Origin of the sequence: Paraburkholderia sp. BR13439, from assembly GCF_040948805.1 — a bacterium.
Classification (GTDB): Bacteria; Pseudomonadota; Gammaproteobacteria; order Burkholderiales; family Burkholderiaceae; genus Paraburkholderia; species Paraburkholderia youngii.
Genome location: NZ_JBFPKN010000028.1, coordinates 59,783 through 76,004, shown reverse-complemented (window position 1 = coordinate 76,004; position 16,222 = coordinate 59,783). Strand labels below are relative to the sequence as shown.

General features: G+C 64.8%; 18 protein-coding genes. 8 read left to right on the top strand and 10 right to left on the bottom strand.

All coding sequences use genetic code 11. The annotated features are described in order from the left end of the window. Positions 1-88 precede the first annotated feature (88 nt). From cpaB to AB3X96_RS36295, 5 genes are all read right to left on the bottom strand, one after another. Complete coding sequence (cpaB, locus tag AB3X96_RS36315) at positions 89-919, bottom strand: Flp pilus assembly protein CpaB (RefSeq protein ID WP_368593501.1); 831 nt, start codon at positions 917-919, stop codon at positions 89-91. Positions 920-955: 36 nt separating this feature from the next. Then, entirely contained in the window at positions 956-1,498 is a 543-nt protein-coding gene (locus AB3X96_RS36310) for a prepilin peptidase (protein ID WP_368593500.1), read from the bottom strand. A 30-nt stretch (positions 1,499-1,528) separates the two neighbouring features. Then, positions 1,529-1,699 carry a Flp family type IVb pilin gene (locus tag AB3X96_RS36305; protein ID WP_176121070.1) on the bottom strand — a complete coding sequence of 57 codons (171 nt, stop codon included), beginning with the start codon at positions 1,697-1,699 and terminating at the stop codon, positions 1,529-1,531. A 67-nt stretch (positions 1,700-1,766) separates the two neighbouring features. Further along, positions 1,767-1,937 carry a Flp family type IVb pilin gene (locus AB3X96_RS36300; RefSeq protein ID WP_013092552.1) on the bottom strand — a complete coding sequence of 57 codons (171 nt, stop codon included), beginning with the start codon at positions 1,935-1,937 and terminating at the stop codon, positions 1,767-1,769. A gap of 101 nt (positions 1,938-2,038) precedes the next feature. Then, complete coding sequence (locus AB3X96_RS36295; protein WP_368593499.1) at positions 2,039-2,650, bottom strand: hypothetical protein; 612 nt, start codon at positions 2,648-2,650, stop codon at positions 2,039-2,041. A 273-nt stretch (positions 2,651-2,923) separates the two neighbouring features. Between AB3X96_RS36295 and AB3X96_RS36290 the strand changes: the two genes are divergently transcribed. The 4 genes from AB3X96_RS36290 to AB3X96_RS36275 are packed head-to-tail and all read left to right on the top strand — an operon-like array spanning position 2,924 to position 6,423. Then, a complete protein-coding gene (locus AB3X96_RS36290) occupies positions 2,924-4,210 on the top strand; it encodes a glycosyltransferase family 87 protein (protein WP_368593498.1) in 1,287 nt (428 codons plus the stop codon). A 13-nt stretch (positions 4,211-4,223) separates the two neighbouring features. Continuing rightward, positions 4,224-5,285, top strand: coding sequence for a glycosyltransferase family 2 protein (locus tag AB3X96_RS36285; protein ID WP_368593497.1), 1,062 nt, complete (start codon positions 4,224-4,226; stop codon positions 5,283-5,285). A 17-nt stretch (positions 5,286-5,302) separates the two neighbouring features. Further along, positions 5,303-6,052, top strand: a complete 750-nt coding sequence (locus AB3X96_RS36280) for a class I SAM-dependent methyltransferase (protein ID WP_368593496.1) — start codon at positions 5,303-5,305, stop codon at positions 6,050-6,052. Further along, positions 6,049-6,423 (top strand): GtrA family protein, encoded by a 375-nt coding sequence (locus AB3X96_RS36275; protein ID WP_368593495.1) that lies wholly within the window; start codon positions 6,049-6,051, stop codon positions 6,421-6,423. Before AB3X96_RS36280 ends, AB3X96_RS36275 begins: the two co-directional genes overlap by 4 nt. A 23-nt stretch (positions 6,424-6,446) precedes the next feature. Here the strand turns inward: AB3X96_RS36275 and AB3X96_RS36270 are convergent, their stop codons facing one another. From AB3X96_RS36270 to AB3X96_RS36255, 4 genes are all read right to left on the bottom strand, one after another. Then, positions 6,447-7,682, bottom strand: a complete 1,236-nt coding sequence (locus AB3X96_RS36270) for a YbfB/YjiJ family MFS transporter (protein ID WP_368593494.1) — start codon at positions 7,680-7,682, stop codon at positions 6,447-6,449. Positions 7,683-8,101: 419 nt separating this feature from the next. Continuing rightward, a complete protein-coding gene (locus tag AB3X96_RS36265; RefSeq protein ID WP_184225290.1) occupies positions 8,102-8,965 on the bottom strand; it encodes a MurR/RpiR family transcriptional regulator in 864 nt (287 codons plus the stop codon). A 70-nt stretch (positions 8,966-9,035) separates the two neighbouring features. Beyond that, on the bottom strand, positions 9,036-10,118 hold the full coding sequence (locus AB3X96_RS36260) for an ABC transporter ATP-binding protein (RefSeq protein ID WP_368593493.1): 1,083 nt from the start codon (positions 10,116-10,118) through the stop codon (positions 9,036-9,038). Positions 10,119-10,182: 64 nt separating this feature from the next. Next, complete coding sequence (locus tag AB3X96_RS36255; protein ID WP_368593492.1) at positions 10,183-10,968, bottom strand: SDR family oxidoreductase; 786 nt, start codon at positions 10,966-10,968, stop codon at positions 10,183-10,185. A gap of 319 nt (positions 10,969-11,287) precedes the next feature. Between AB3X96_RS36255 and AB3X96_RS36250 the strand changes: the two genes are divergently transcribed. The 3 genes from AB3X96_RS36250 (at position 11,288) to AB3X96_RS36240 (ending at position 14,431) form a co-directional block, all read left to right on the top strand. Next, positions 11,288-12,520 carry an ABC transporter substrate-binding protein gene (locus AB3X96_RS36250; RefSeq protein WP_018435768.1) on the top strand — a complete coding sequence of 411 codons (1,233 nt, stop codon included), beginning with the start codon at positions 11,288-11,290 and terminating at the stop codon, positions 12,518-12,520. A 172-nt stretch (positions 12,521-12,692) separates the two neighbouring features. Further along, positions 12,693-13,583, top strand: a complete 891-nt coding sequence (locus AB3X96_RS36245) for a carbohydrate ABC transporter permease (protein ID WP_176106835.1) — start codon at positions 12,693-12,695, stop codon at positions 13,581-13,583. Beyond that, positions 13,580-14,431, top strand: a complete 852-nt coding sequence (locus tag AB3X96_RS36240) for a carbohydrate ABC transporter permease (RefSeq protein ID WP_176106836.1) — start codon at positions 13,580-13,582, stop codon at positions 14,429-14,431. Before AB3X96_RS36245 ends, AB3X96_RS36240 begins: the two co-directional genes overlap by 4 nt. Before the next feature lie 45 nt (positions 14,432-14,476). Here AB3X96_RS36240 and AB3X96_RS36235 read toward each other — a convergent pair whose 3' ends face one another. Next, positions 14,477-14,770 (bottom strand): DUF1330 domain-containing protein, encoded by a 294-nt coding sequence (locus tag AB3X96_RS36235; RefSeq protein WP_176106837.1) that lies wholly within the window; start codon positions 14,768-14,770, stop codon positions 14,477-14,479. Positions 14,771-15,035: 265 nt separating this feature from the next. Here AB3X96_RS36235 and AB3X96_RS36230 point away from each other — a divergent pair, with 265 nt between their 5' ends. Further along, positions 15,036-16,187, top strand: a complete 1,152-nt coding sequence (locus AB3X96_RS36230; RefSeq protein WP_368593491.1) for a peptidyl-alpha-hydroxyglycine alpha-amidating lyase family protein — start codon at positions 15,036-15,038, stop codon at positions 16,185-16,187. The last annotated feature ends 35 nt before the right edge of the window (positions 16,188-16,222 follow it).

Genomic DNA, 16,222 nt, shown 5'->3' with positions numbered 1-16,222 from the left:
GTCGCTCGATAGGTGAACCGAGACGTCTCTTGATTGCCTTCTGATTCAGGTCGCGGCTTCAGTCAAAAACCGGCGCGCCGCGACCGCGCTAGAAACATTCGACGCTCCCCGTCACCCCCGACAGCACGCCGACGCAATCGCGCCTGGGCGCCGGACGTGCCGCATAGTGCGCGCGCACCGGATGCACTTCGGGTGCGGCCGGAGCCGAAGCCGGCACCGGCACGTCGAGCAAGGTCAGCTTGGTCGCGCCGCCGGTGCTCGGGGTCTGCTTGTCGACCTGGTTGCGCAGCACCAGCGACAGCGTGCCGACGCTGCGTGCGAGGTCGAGCTTCTCGGCCTGCTCGGGGGTCACCTCGAGCGTCACCGCGTTGACGACTTTCGGCGCGGTGTCGTCGCGGCTCACCTGCTGCGCGACCGCGAGCACGAGGATCTTTTCGAGCACGATCTTCGAGATGCTTTGCGACGCGTCGGTCTTGTTCGCCTGCTGCGTGTTGACGATCACGTCGACGTAGTTGCCCGGCAGCGCGAAGCCGGCGACGCCGACCACGTCGTTCACCCGCACCGTGATCGCGCGATGGCCTTCGCCGATCACCGCGGACAGGCCACCCTTCGTGCCCTGCGGCGCGAGCTTCGATTCGAGCACCGGCTCGCCGGGCGCGAGACTCGTCAGCAGCACGCGCCCTTCGAGCGCCTTGCCGTCGGCGAACGCACCGGGCGGCACGCTCGAAGTCGGCCAGCTGACCATGTGAATCAGGTTCTGGTTCAGCGGCTGGCCGAGACTGATGTCCGAAGACGCCACCGCAACGGACGTCACCGCGGCCGACGAGGTCTGCAGCAACCAGCGCGACGCGAAACTCACGGCCGCGAGGCCCGCCAGCACGGCGATCGTCAGCATCACTAAAGCCCGACTGTTTTTCATGGCAACACTCCCGCATCGTTCAGTGGAAACGTCCGGCTACCGCGCGGCCGCGAACAGCATTCCGAGGGTTCCGGCCGCGATCGCAACGCCGTAGGGAATCGACCCGACCGATCCGGTCCGCGCATCGATCAGGCTCGGTCGTGTGAGCGGCGCGACGACGAGCCCGCCGATCAGTTGCCGCAGATTCGCGAGCAAGCGCGCGAATCTGCCGCGGCGCAGCACGATCAGCAGCGACCAGAGTCCGCCGATCAGAAAAGCGGCGAGCGCGATCCGCCAGGTCAGCGCGGGTCCGACCCATGCGCCGATCATCATCAGCAGCTTCACGTCGCCGGCGGCCATGCCGCGCAGCAGATAGAACGGCAACAGCAAAGCGAAGCCGCATGCGGCGCCGCTCAGCCAGTCGAGCGCGCCGGGGAGCGGCCCGTGAATCGACATCTGCACGGCAAGCGCGACGGCGAGCCCGGGTACGATCAGGCAATTCGGAATGCGCCGCGCGGTGAGATCCGTGCTCGCTGCCACGATCGCCAGTACGATCACGCACAGCGGTACAGGATGTGGCGGCAGAAGCGGCAGCGTCATGATGACCTCGTGATGGATGATCGCGCCGCGTCAGATCGAGTCGGCGAGATTGTTGAAGATCGCGCTGAGGTTGGTGCCGAGCGTGGTCACACCGCCGATGATCAGCAGTGCGATCAGGCCGGCGAGCAGACCGTATTCGATGGCGGTCACGCCGTCTTCGTCGTGTGCGAAACGTACCGCGCGCGCAATCAGGTTCTTCATGACAGGCCCCCGTATTCAGTTGAAAAGTGACGGACGAATCGTGAGGTTCGTCCGTCGGCAAGACGACTTAAACCGAGTCCGCGAGGTTGTTGAAAATCGTCTGCAGATGCTGGCCGAGCAGGGTCACGCCGCCGATAATCAACAGCGCGATCAGGCCGGCGAGCAGCCCATATTCGATGGCGGTCACGCCGTCTTCGTCACGAACGAAACGGGCTGCGGTAGCAATGATGTTCTTCATGATTCGACTCCTGTGGATGACTAACTAATGGAACCCGTTACCAGGATTGGCGTGGGGCGATGGCACTACGGGCACTGCTGGGAACTGCGGAAGACTGCGGGCTAGTCTCGCCGCCCGGTCAGCGTCGCGCGGTGTTTGATCCGCATGGGCGTAACGCTGGGCGACACGAACTGGAGGAAACGGGGGAAGTGAAGCGGCAGCTGCCGGGCAAGCCGCAGCATTGCGGCCGTGTGCCGCTGACGCAGCATGGCCGCACGATGTGCGCCGCGCATGGGCTTGTTATCGCCGCGCAGCCGCGTGAACTTGTTGTGCATACATCCCCCGTCGTTCGTGATTTTTTCTTGGCGCCGGCTCGAGGCCAGCACCAACTGGTCAATCGACGTTGGCTCTCTATCGCGCCATGGTGTGCTGTCAGTTCGGGTCCGCAGCATCGTGTCGTCGACTTCCGTGCACTCCCCATTGCAAAGACGGGACCAGCTTTGCGAAAACAGCGTAACGACGCGGGTTCGAGCCGACTGGCCTCCCGCCTCGCGCCCGATTCGCGTCCGGAATGTCCGAATCCGCAACGTTTCGCATGCGCCGCCGAACACTTCGCGGAACGCGTAAAGCGCCGCCGGGCAACGCTCGGCATTTTTTGTCCAGGACTTTCCCTGAGCCGGTAAAAACGGAATATCGCTGGGAAATCGGCCTTCCCGAATGGCGCGCCGGTCCAAAGCGTCTCATCGATGAGACGGCTTGGTGCGTTGGCGCACACAACGCTGACCGTTTGGCCCGGTATTTGGGTGAATCGGCAGGGCACGACTCGCGGCCAGGAAAACGCGAGCTTGAAAGTCGCATGAATTTCCGCCAACAATGATCTGACCGGTTCAGCGCAAAGACACGGGTTTTGATTCGATGTCACGCGCAGACACATACAAGACGGAATCAATAAACAGAACGAACGGAGGGTCGACAGACCTGATCCGGATCACACGGGGGCGGGGATCATGTACGCATCACAGCTACGCATGCGCAGCGGCGACAGCGAGATTCGCGGCTGGCTCACGCACGAGCGCATCGTCTTCTACTGCAGCGGGATGTGCGTGCTGTACGTGGTGATCATCGGGCTGTGGGCCTATGCGAGCCACGGCTTCACCGACCAACGCCTCACGCGTCCCGGTGAGGACTTTTCGATTTTCTGGTCGGCCTCGTATGGACTGCTGCACGGTTCGGCGATGCAGGTCTACGACCATGCGTCGTTCGACAAGCTCCAGCGGCTGCTCTTCACGAACGTCAGCCACGAAAGCGTGATGCCCTGGCTCTATCCGCCGACGTTCCTCGTGTTGATCTCGCCGCTCGCGCTCTTGCCGCGGCTCGTCATGTACTTCGTATTCGTCGGCGGCGGCATCGCGCTGCTCAGCGCGGGCACGTTGCGTGTGTCGGGTCTTGTCGACAGCTTCAGGGGATCGCGCTTCGCATGGTTCGTGGTCGCGGCCTCGCCGTGCGTGTTCGTGACAGCCCTGTTCGGTCAGAACTCGCTGCTGACCGCCGGCATCGCCGCGCTGACGCTGCATTGGCTGCGCCGGCATCCGGTACGCGCGGGGCTGTGCCTCGGCCTGCTCGCGATCAAGCCACAAATGGCCGTGCTGTTTCCGCTCGTGCTGATTGCCGCGCGCGCATGGCGCACGCTGGCCGCCGCCGCGTTCAGCGCGGCGCTGTTCAGCGTGATCAGCGTGCTGGCCTGCGGTGTGCAATCGGTGCGGCTCTTCTTCGTCAACACCGGCATTGCCCGCGAGACGCTGCTCGAGCAATGCCGCGGCTACTGGCTCGCGTCGCCGACCGTGTTCGCCGTGCTGCGCGAAGGCGGCACGCCGATCGTCGCGGCCTTTGCGGCCCAGACCTGCGTTGCGCTGATCGCCGCGGCAGCCGCATGGCACGTGTGGCGAAACACGCGCGACACGCGGCTGCGCGCGGCGAGCCTCGTCGTCGCCACGCTGCTGACGAACCCATACGTGTGGCACTACGAACTGGCGTGGCTCGGCATCGCGACGGCCAGCCTGACCGCGCTCGGCCTCGACAAAGGCTGGCTGCGCGGCGAGCAGAGCGTGATTGCGCTTGCGTGGCTGCTGCCGGCCTATGAACTCTTCAACCGCACGGCCGAGTTGCCGCAGATCGGCCCGATCGTTCTGCTGCTGGTGCTGCTGCTCGTCATGCGCCGCGTGCGCGTAATGGACGAAGAACGCGACGAGCGCGCCGCCCTCGCCTATTCGCACGCGGCTCGAATCATTCGATAAACGGGGAAGCGTCATGCCAACTCATGCAACCACGCCACTGATTTCACTCGTCGTGCCGTTCTACAACGAGCAGGACGCGGTGGAACGCTTCTTCGCGGCAGTCGTGCCGGTGCTCGAATCGATCGACGGCACGCGCTTCGAGATCGTCTGCATCAACGACGGCAGCAGCGACGCGACGCTCGATCGGCTGATCGCGCAGAGCAGCCGAGACCGGCGCATTCGGGTGATCGAGCTGACGCGCAACTTCGGCAAGGAAGCGGCACTGACCGCCGGCATCGACGAAGCATTCGGCGATGCGGTGATTCCGATCGACGCGGACCTGCAGGACCCGCCGAGCCTGATCCCGGTGATGGTCGAGCATTGGCGCGCGGGCGCCGAAGTAGTCGCGGCCAAACGCACGAACCGCCTGTGCGATACGCTCGCCAAACGCACGGCGGCCGCGCTCTACTATCGCGTGCACAATGCGCTGTCCGAAGTGAAGCTGCCGGAGAATGTCGGCGACTTCCGGCTGATCGATCGCCAGGTGGTCAACGCGCTGCGCAGCCTGCCGGAGCGCCGTCGCTTCATGAAGGGCCTGTTCGCGTGGGTCGGCTACCGCACCGTGATCGTCGAATACGAACGCGAGCCGCGCAGCGCCGGCCACTCGAAGTTCTCGGGCTGGCGGCTGTGGAACTTCGCGCTCGAAGGCATCACGAGCTTCAGCACGGTACCGTTGCGCAGCTGGACTTATATCGGACTGTCCATCGCGTCGCTCGCGTTCGTCTACGGCGGGTTCGTCATCGGCCGCACGCTGTGGTCGGGCAATCCGGTGCCCGGTTACGCGTCGACGATCTCGGTGATGCTGTTCATGGGCGGCATCGAGCTGATCGGCATCGGCGTGATCGGCGAATACGTCGGCCGCATTTACTACGAGTCGAAGGAACGGCCCGTTTATCTGGTGCGGCGTCGCTATCAGGCGAAGAGCAAGGTCAGCACGTTGCCGGGCGTGCGCGAGGATGCGCGTGCGGCGCATGTGGGGCGTGTCGAACCGACACGCAGGCGGGCCGCGCCGCGGTTTCGCGTAGTCGGACACTGAAAGCCGAGGAGTTGACCATGTCTCCCGATGCATACCTCGAAATGGCCGAGACCGAAGCCGGGCACTGGTGGTTTCGCGCGCGGCGCGACGTGCTGCGCACGCTGCTCGAACGGCTCGCGTTACCGCACTGCGCGCGCGTGCTCGAAGTGGGCTCCGGCACCGGCGGCAACCTCGACATGCTGGCCGGCTTCGGCACCGTCAGCGGCCTCGAGATGGACCCGACCGCTCGGGCGCTGAGCGCGCGCGAGACCGGCAAGCAGTTCGACATCCGCGCGGGCCACTGCCCCGACGACGTGCCGTTCGACGGCGAACGCTTCGACCTGATCTGCTTCTTCGACTGCCTCGAACATATCGCCGACGACGCCGGCTCGCTCGCAGGCATGCGCGATCTGCTGACACCGGGGGGTCGCATCGTCGTGACGGTGCCGGCCGGACAACATCTGTGGAGCGCGCACGATGTTTTCCTGCATCACTACCGCCGCTATAGCCGCACTTCGCTGATGCGCTGCGCGGCCGTGGCCGGCTACGAAGTCGAACGCGTCAGCTATTTCAACACGCTGCTCTATCCGGTCGCGGTGGTCGCGCGTTGGGCCGATCGGCTGCTGCATCGCCAGCATTCGAGCGGCGACGCGATTCCGCCGTGGCCGCTCAACGCGGCGCTGTACCGCATTTTCAGCGCCGAGCGCCACTGGCTCGCGCATGCGCCGCTGCCTTATGGCGTATCGCTGTTCGCGGTCCTGCGCAAGCGCGAAGGAGCGCCGCGATGATGCTGGTCGATCGAGTCAAGCTGATGCGCTTTGGCGCGAGTGGCGTCATCGCGACCGGCCTGCATGTGTGCATTGCGCTGACGCTGATCGCGGACGTCGGCATGTCGCCGCCGTGGGCCAACGCGATCGCGTTCACGTGGGCGACGGCGGCCTCGTATCTGTTGAACACGTTCTGGAGTTTTTCGGCGCTGCCCGCGTTGATGAACGCTGGGCGGTTCGTGCTCGTATCGCTGGGCGGCCTGACGTTGACCGCGCTCGTATCGCGCCTGACGCAGCTCGCGGGCGGCCCGCCCGCGCTCGGTATCGGGCTCGTCGTGTGCGTGGTGCCGCCGCTCACGTTCATCGCGCATCGGTGCTGGACCTATCGCTGAACACGAAGTACGCGTAACGCGGCTCACGCCGCGCGCAACGCCTTCTGACACGCCGCGAATACCGCGCCGCCCGCCAGCAGCAGCGCCGAATACACGAGCCCGCGCGCGAGCCCGGCGCCATCCGACACCCAGCCGATCACCACCGGCCCGACGATCTGCCCGAATGCGAACACGATCGTGAAGGCGCTGATGCCCTTCGCCCAGTGGCTCGCGGGCAGATTGTGGCGCACGAACGCGGTCGTCGATGCGACCGCCGACAGGAACGTCGCGCCGAACAGCGTGCCCGAAACGAACGCGACCCACGGCTGCGTGAACAGCGCGGGCAGCAGCGTCGCGATCGCCAGCAGCGCGTTGAGCACGGCGAGCGCCTGGCCGCCGCGCATGCGATCGAGCAGCGTCGACCAGATCCGCGCCGACACCACGGTCGCGGCGCCGAGCAGCAGATAGAAGCCGGTGACGACCGCCGCGCTCATGCCGGCGTTGCGCAGCAGCGCGACGATGAACGTCATGTAGCCGATATAGCCGACGCCGAACAGTCCGTAGCCCGCGAGCGCGGCCGCGAAGTGCGGCCAACCGGGCGCGGACGTGGCGCCGGCTGCATGCGCGGCAGCCGCCGCGCTCGTATGCGCGCGCTCGATTCTGCGCGACGCGCCGATCGCGACCGCGGCGAACAGCGCGCAGGCCGCCGCGAGCGCGAACCACGCGAACTGCCAGCCGTGGGCGGCGTCAAGGATCGTCACCGGCACCAGCAACGACGACGCGACGATCCCCCAGCCGGTGCCCCCGTAATACAGACCGAGCACGAGCCCCGCGTCGCGCGGGCGCGCCGACGCGAGCCGCGCCGCGAGCACGCCGCCGCCGATGAAGATCGCCGCGCTGCTCGCGCCAGTGATTACGCGCAGTGTCAGCAGCGCATCCGTGCTGGCGGTGAGGCCGCTGCCGGCCATCAACAGCGCGGTCAGCACGCAACCGCCCGCGAACAGCGCGCCCGCCGACCAGCGGCGCGCGAGGCGCGGAAACACCAGCGCGCCGAGCAGATAGCCGAGCGCGTTCGCGGTGTTCATCGCGCCGGCCTGCGCGAAGCTCCAGCCGAGGTCGAGCTTCATCGACGGCAACAGCAGCGCGTAGGCGAAGCGCGCGAGGCCGAGCGCTGTTGCGCTGCCGAGCGATAGCGCGGCGGCCAGCAGCAGTGTCGGCAGACGGCGGGCGGTGATCGTGGTTGAAGCGTGCGATGCGGTGTCGGCGGAACGGAGGGACATGGGCGGACGGACCTGAACGAGAACGCTGCGAGCCGGTTCTGATTGGATGATGAGTCGGACGAATGCGGCAGATTGCCATGATAGCCGGGAGAGACGTTTCGGCTTGACGGTTAGTTGCAGAGCAACGCGAGTTGCAGTTGTGGCCGAGCGCGAGCGCGCGCGGCTGCATCCGAACACGACGCTGCGCAAGCGCCTGCGTAGCGCGTTGCGCGATACGTCGGTCGATATCGATGAGCGGTTGCTATGGTCAGATGAAGCCGCGAGCTTCTCGCTCGAACTCGCGAGGCATGGCAAGTGGCAGGTGCTCGATCTGCCGATGGGCGGCAAGGTTCGCGCGGCGGCTACGGTCGCGCAGCCGGTGAACAAGGTGTCGATGATCGACTGGAAGAAGAGGACGGTGCGCCAGCGCTTCGAGCGCTCTACCCGCCCGCGCCTTCCGGCTCATGCGGCACGAGCCGAGCTTTCGCGTGGCGCATCTTTTCCAGCGTCTCGGGCCCGGCCTTCAGCGCGACGCCGATCGCGAGCGCATCCATGATGCACAGATGCACGAGCCGCGATACGCCCGGCGTATTCGGATCGATCGGGCTCGCCACGCGCAGCAGCAGCGGAATATCGACGAGCCATGCGAGCCGCGAGCCGACGTTGGTCAGCGCGATCGTCGTCGCGCCGCGCTCCTTCGCGATCTGGATGCTTTCGTTGACTTCGACGCTGCGCCCCGAATGCGAGATCGCAAACGCGACGTCGCCCGGCTCCATCAGGCCGGCGTAAAGACGCTGCAAATGACCATCTGTGAACGCGGCCGCCGCGATGTCGATGCGCAAGAACCGCAGCGCCGCATCCTGCGCGACGAGCCCGGAACCTGAACCCACGCCGAAGAAAAACACGCGCCGGGCGCTCACGAGCGCCGCGATCGCGCTTTCGACCACCGCAGGATCGAGCGCGCCGCGCGCATGCGTGATGCCGTCGATCGCCGCTTCCCCGACCTTGTCCATCAAGGTCTGCACGTCGTCACCGCGCGCGACCGCGGTCGACGCATACGGCAAGCCGCCCGCCACGCTTTGCGCGAGCTGCATCTTGAAGTCGCGCAGACCGTGCGCACCGATCGCGCGGCAAAAACGCGTGACGGAAGGCTCGGAGACGTCGGCGCGCTGCGCGAGATCGGTGATGCTCGCGCGCATCGCGAAGTCGACGTCGGCAAGCACCATGTCGGCGACCTTGCGCTCGGCGGGCCGCAGACTCGCGAGTGCATTGCGGATATGGGGAATCAAGTTCGGTGCGGACACCCGGTGTTCCTTAGGGGCTGTTTCATATGGTTCCGCGTCGCTCGCAGCTTCTTCGCTCCAATCGGCCTGATCAAACCAGCCTGCGTCCACTCTCCGTATCGAACAAATGAATGTGTTCGGCCGGCAGACGCAGCGCAACTCGCTGACCGGGCTCGATCTTCGAGCGTTCGCGCGTTGTCACGCACCACGCGGAGCCGCCTATTTTCCCGTACAAGTGCGTCTCGGCGCCAGTTGGCTCGATCACTTCGACGTCGAGCGCGGCATCCGGTATCTGCGCCGTGATCTCGATGTGCTCGGGCCGCACGCCGAGCGTGGCCTGCGCACCGACCACGGCCGACGCAGGCGTGCTTTCGAGCGCGACCTCGCTGCCGTCCGCGAGCTTCAACGCGAGGCCCGCACCCTGGGCGCGAGTGACGATCACGCCCTCCACGAAATTCATCGACGGCGAGCCGAGGAAGCTCGCGACGAACAGATTTGCCGGGCGGTCATAGAGTTCGAGCGGACGGCCGATCTGCTCGATCCGTCCCGCGTTCATCACGACGATGCGATCGGCCATCGTCATTGCTTCGATCTGATCGTGCGTGACGTAGATCACCGTGTTCTTCAAGCGCTGATGCAGCGCCTTGATTTCGGTGCGCATCTGCACGCGCAGCTTTGCGTCGAGATTCGACAGCGGCTCGTCGAACAGGAACAGCGACGGCTCGCGCACCACCGCGCGGCCCATCGCGACACGTTGCCGCTGACCACCCGACAGCGCGCGCGGCAAACGGTCCAGATAGCCGCTGAGGTTCAGCATCTTCGCGGCCGCATCGATGCGCGGCTTGTATTTCTCCGACGACTCTTTGCGGATTCTCGGACCGAACGCGATGTTTTCATACACCGACAGATGCGGATACAGCGCGTAGCTCTGGAACACCATCGAGATATTGCGCTGCTGCGGCGCGAGCGTATTCGCGCGCGTGCCGCCGATCATCAGATCGCCGCCGCTGATTTCCTCAAGCCCGGCCACCATCCGCATCAGCGTGCTCTTGCCGCAGCCCGACGGACCGACCAGCACGACGAACTCGCCGTCGTCGATGTCGAGATCGATGCCGTGCACGACCTGGGTGTCGCCATAGCGTTTGAAGATGCCGCTCAGTTGCACTGCTGCCATGCTGTCCTCATCGTCTTGCTGCGTGTTGTATTGCGGGTGTCGTAATGCGCGCGCCGTGCGCGGTTCAGAACGACTCGAGCGTCAACTCCTGCGCCATTAGCCGGTTGCCCGCCATCAAGCCGCCGTCGACCGGCAACGCGACTCCGGTGATCACGCGCGCTTGCGGCGACGCGAGAAACAGCACCGCGTCGGCGATGTCGTCGGGCGTCGCGAAGTCGCACAACGGGTACCACTTCTTCAGTTCCTCGAACACCTGCGGATTCTTGTCGACGCGGGCCTGCCACGCCTGCGTCTTCACAGTGCCCGGGCATACGATGTTCGCGCGAATGCCATAGCGGCCCAGCTCGATCGCGAGCGCCTTCGTATAGCTGATCAGGCCGGCCTTCGCCGCGCTATATGCTGGATGACCGAGCGCCGCAAGACCGTTCACGGAGCCGATCAGCACGAGCGCGCCGCGCTGCCGTTCGATCATCGACGCGCGCACCGCCTCGACCGTGTGATACGTGCCGTTCAGATTCAGATGGATGTCGCGCTGCCAGCTTGCGGCGTCGGTAGTCGCGAGCGACGCGCCGAGCGCCGCGCCCGCGTTCGCGACCAGCACGTCGACCGGTCCGCGCCGCGCGACCGCCGCGGCCACCGCTTGCTGCACCGCGGCGGCGTCGCCGAGATCAACCGCGACCGGCACGATTTTGTCTGCGCCCTGGTGTGCGCCGAGTCGCGCGCTCAGCGCTTGCAGCGCTGCCGCGTCGATGTCGAGCGCGAGCACGGTGTCGCCCGCCGCCACGAAGCGCTCGCATAACACGCTGCCGATACCGCCGCATGCGCCGGTTACCAATACGACACGATCCATGTGTTCCTCGCTCGTTCGCCCGGCCGATTCGGCCGTCTTGCCGTCGCCTTCCGCCACCCGGCTCCCGCCGCGCGCCTCGCTGTAAATTTCTTACAAAAAGCGTTTGCGACGACTGCCCGCTTATCCCGAAGAGTGGGTTTCCGTAACATGGCGCAGGGCAGAATACCCCATGCTTTCCAGCATCTTATGCACAAAATCACCGAGGAAAAAATATCGCAGACCCTACGTGACAAGCTATTTTGCGTCATGTAGGATTTTTTCAAACAATTTACCCAAGGCGGCCGGCGACGGCAGCAAACCACCCACAGGAGAGAGAAAAATGTCGTTGCATGCCCGTGCTTCCCTCGCGCTAGGCAAAGTCGCCGTGGCGCTCGCGTTTGCAGGTATCGCCGTGTCGGCCCACGCCGAAACGGTCCGCGTGACGGTCGCCCACTACAGCGACGCGACCGCGCCGTACTTCGAGAAAATGGCCCGCAATTTCGAGAAGGCCAACCCCGGCACGACCATCAAGATCGAAGACGTGAACTGGGACACGCTGCAACAGAAGCTGCAAACGGACATCTCCGGCGGCGCCAACGCGGACCTCGCGATCGTCGGCACGCGGTGGCTGCTCGACTTCGTGAAGGACGACGTCGCCGAGCCGCTCGACGGCTATATGGACGCGAACTTCAAGGCCCGCTTCATCGGTCCGTTCCTCGCGCCCGGCCAGATCAACGGCAAGACCTACGGGCTGCCGATCGCCGCTTCCGCACGCGCGCTGTACTACAACAAGGACATGCTCGCGAAGGTCGGCTACCCCGACGGCCCGAAGACCTGGAACGACGTGATCGATGCATCGAAGAAGCTGAAGGCGCAAGGCATCGCCGGCTTCGGCCTGCAAGGCAAGGAAATCGAAACCGACGTCTACTATTACTACGCGCTGTGGACGATGGGCGGCGACGTGGTGGGCAAGGACGGCAAGGCCGCGTTCAATTCGCCGGCGGGCGTGAAGGCCGCGACGATGTACAAGCAGATGATCGACCAGGGTCTCACGCAACCGGGCGTCACCGGCTATAGCCGCGAAGACGTGCAGAACCTGTTCAAGCAGGGCCGCGTCGCGATGGTGATCTCCGCGCCGTTCCTCGCGAAGCAGATCAAGAAGGAAGCGCCGAACCTGAAGTACGGCATCGATCCGGTGCCGATGGGCACGACGCACGCCACCTACGCGGTCACCGACTCGATCGTGATGTTCAAGAACTCGAAGGCGAAGAAGACCGCGTGGAAGTTCCTCGACTATCTGTTCACGAAGGAACCGCGCGTCGAGTTCACGACGACCGAAGGCTTCCTGCCGACCACGAAGGCCGAAGCGGCGGACCCGGCGTTCAACGATCCGGACATCAAGGCATTCATCGCGTTGCTGCCCACGGCTCACTTCGCGCCGACCGTGACCGGCTGGGAAGACACCGCGAAGGCCGTGACCGACTCGATGCAAGCGATATATCTGAACAAGGCGCAACCGGCTGACGCGTTGAATGCGGCGGCTGCGCAGGCGAACAAGTCGCTCGGTCATTGATACGCGGTTTCCGGCAGTAACGAGACGAACAGGGGACGCGCGGCGCCGTAGCTGAAGCGCCGCGCGTTGCGCACACCCCCCAATATTCGAGCCTATGCAGCACGACGCACCCACCGGCCCATTCCGTCGCGCCCGCCGCCAGAAAGCGGGCGCGTCTTACGATCGAGCACGCATGAGCCGCTCCGTTTCTCCGCGCGCGCACGCGCCCTGGTTGCTGATTGCGCCTAGCCTCGTGCTGGCGCTGTTCATCATCAGCTATCCGATTTTCAACATCGTGTGGCAATCGCTGCATGAGGTGTCGCGCTTCGGCGCGATTCGCGACTTCACCGGCGCGCAGAATTTCATCAACGTATTCCAGGACCCGGTGTTTCTCGCTTCGGTACGCCGCACGATCATCTGGACCGTGTGCGTGGTGGGCGGCACAGTGCTGATCTCGGTACCTGTCGCACTGATTCTGAATCAGGACTTCCACGGCCGCGGTGTCGCGCGCACGATCGTGATGCTGCCGTGGTCCGTCTCGTTGACGATGACCGCCGTCGTCTGGCGCTGGGCCTTCAACGACGACTACGGCATGGTCAACGTGACGCTGCAGCGGCTCGGCCTGATCAGCGGCCCGATTCACTGGCTCGCGACGCCCGAGTTCGCGTTCCCCGTCGAAATCGCGGTCGGCATTCTGGTGTCGATTCCGTTCACGGTGACGATTTTTCTTGGCGGCCTGTCGTCGGTGCCGAGCGATATCTACGAAGCTGCGCGGATCGACGGCGCGAGCGCGTGGCAGCAGTTCCGTCAATTGACGATGCCGCTGCTGCGCCCGTTCATCAACATGGCGATCCTGCTGAACGTGATCTACGTGTTCAACTCGTTTCCGATCATCTGGGTGATGACGCAAGGCGGCCCCGACAACAGCACGCACATCCTCGTCACCTATCTGTACGAACTCGGCTTCCGGCTCGGACGCCCCGGCGAAGCGGCCGCCGTTTCGCTGATCATGCTCGTCATGCTGTTCGCGTTCTCGATCGCTTATCTGCGTCTGCAACGGACGAAAGAAGGAGTGCCGTCATGAGTCTGAGCGCGAAGACCAAACGCTCGCTGTGGTGCTGGATCGCGCTGACGCCGCTCGTGATCGTCATACTGTTTCCGTTCGCGGTGATGTTCTTCACTTCGGTAAAGCCCGCGTCGGAGATCTTCGTCTATCCGGCGCGCTGGCTGCCGGTGCAGTGGCAGTGGCGCAATTTCGTCGACATGTGGGACGCGGCCAACTTCGGCGTCGCGCTGCGCAACAGCGCGATCATCAGTTGCCTGTCCACCGCGCTCGCACTCGCGGTGAGCCTGCCCGCCGCTTACGCGCTCGCGCGCTTTCCGTTTCGTGGACGCGGTCTGTACAGGCAGTTCCTGCTCGTCACGCAGATGCTGTCGCCGATCCTGCTGGTGGTCGGCCTGTTCCGGCTCGCGGCGATGATTCCGTGGGGCGACGGCAACCTGGTCGATTCGAGGATCGGCGTGATCGTGTCGTACGCGGCGTTCAATATCGCGTTCGCGGTGTGGATGCTGTCGTCGTACTTTCAGACCGTGCCGCAGGATCTCGAGGAATCCGCGTGGCTCGAAGGCTGCAGCCGTACGCGCGCGGTGTTCAAGGTGTTTCTGCCGCTCGCGGTGCCGGCGATCGTCGTAACTGCGATCTTCACGTTCATCAATGCGTGGAACGAGTTCGCGGTGGTCTATACGTTGATCCGTTCGCCGGAAAACAAGACGCTGACCGTGCAGGTGACCGATATGGTGGCGGGCAAGTATGTGGTCGAATGGCATCTGGTGATGGCCGCGACCTTGGGCGCGACGCTGCCGGTTTCGATCGTGTTTGCGTGGTTGCAGCGTTATATGGTGAAGGGGCTCGCGCTCGGCGCGGTGAAGTAAGCGGCTGCGCGGCGAGCGCCGCGCAGTGTAGACATGCGGCTCGCGTTAGTCGGCGCCGCGCACGATGCGCAGATCGCGCTCGACGCCATCGCCCAATGCGGCCAGCGCCTTCTTGTACTCGTCGCTTTCGTAAGCGGCGACGGCCGCCTCGTAGGTCGGGAATTCGATCACGACCGTGCGCTCCTTGAGGCCCTGCTCGCGCGCCTCGTCCGCCACGCCTCGCACGATGAACTTGCCGCCTGCCGCCGCCACCGCGGCCGGGGCGAGTTGCGCGTACGCGGCCAGTTTCTGCGGATCGTTCGTCTTGCGGTACGACGTCACCCAATAACCTTTGCTCATTCGAATCTCCTTGTGTGATGGACCAACGCGGGATGAAAGCGGACCATGGCGGTCGCTGTCTTGCATGGTAGCAAAGCGGGCTGGCTCGCGATGCCCTGCCCTCACCGCACATTCCATCTGACTGTGAGCCGGTCGCGAAAGAGCATGTGACGCCCATAACGGAAGTGTCTCTTCCAGCATCGCAAAACGACTTAGCTATTAAGCGTTTTGTGCACTAGGCTTGCCTTTGCACACTTCAAGCGATGGATCACAAAGGAGACAACGAATGAGCGAGCGATACGAGTCGTTTTGTGCGTGCTGCGGCAGTCCCGACCATCGGGCGATGAGCCGCCGGACTTTCATGAGCCTGCTTGCGGGCAGCGCCGCCGGACTCGCGATGCCGTCCGCGTTCGCCGCGGACGCACCCGACGTGCCCACGATTGCTTATGACTCGATTGCCAACCCCGTACGTTTGCCGAACGACACGTACTTCGGCGAATGCTCGGGCGTCGCGCTCAATTCGCGTGGCCATATCTTCGTGCTGTCGCGCGGCAACACCACCGGCCCCGCGTATGGCGCGGCCGCCGCGCAACTGCTCGAGTTCGCGCCCGATGGACGCTTCGTGCGTGAGATCGGCCACAACCTGTATGCGTGGTCGTTCGCGCACACGGTGAAGGTGGATCGGCATGACAACATCTGGGTCACCGACAAGGGCTCGGACATGGTGATCAAGTTCACGCCGGAAGGACGCGTCGCGATGGTGTTCGGCCGCAAGCAGGAAGCATCGGACGAAGAGACCGCGCCGCTCAAGCATCCGAATCCGCCGCTGCCGTCCGAACCCGGACGCTTTCGCCAGGTGACCGACGTCGCGTGGGACAAGGCGGGCAACACCTATATCAGCGACGGATACATCAACTCGCGCGTCGCGAAGGTCGATCGCGACGGCAACTGGCTGAAGTCATGGGGTGATCGCGGCACGGGACCGGGGCAGTTCCACACGCCGCATAGCATTGCAGTCGATGCGCACGACCACGTGTACGTGGCCGATCGGAGCAACCGGCGCATCCAGGTGTTCGATACCGAGGGCACGTTCCTGCGGCAGTTCACGATCGACGTACCGGTGCCGCCGGACGCGCGTCCCGCGATCGGCAACATGCCGAGCGAAGCGGAACTCGCCGCGGGCACGTTCGCGCCGGGCTCACCCTGGGCGATCTGCATTTCGCCGGGACCGAATCAGGTGCTCTATAGCGCCGACGCGTTTCCGGGCCGCATCTACAAGATGACGCTCGATGGCAAAGTGCTCGGCGTACTCGGCAAAGCGGGCAAACAGCCGAAACAGTTCGGCTGGATTCACGAGATGGCGTGCCCTTCGGAAAACGTCTTATTCGTTGCCGAGTTGCTGAACTGGCGCATTCAGAAACTGGTCTTGCATGCGTGATGGACGAGGGCCGCCGCGTTCGCCTGTGATGCGCA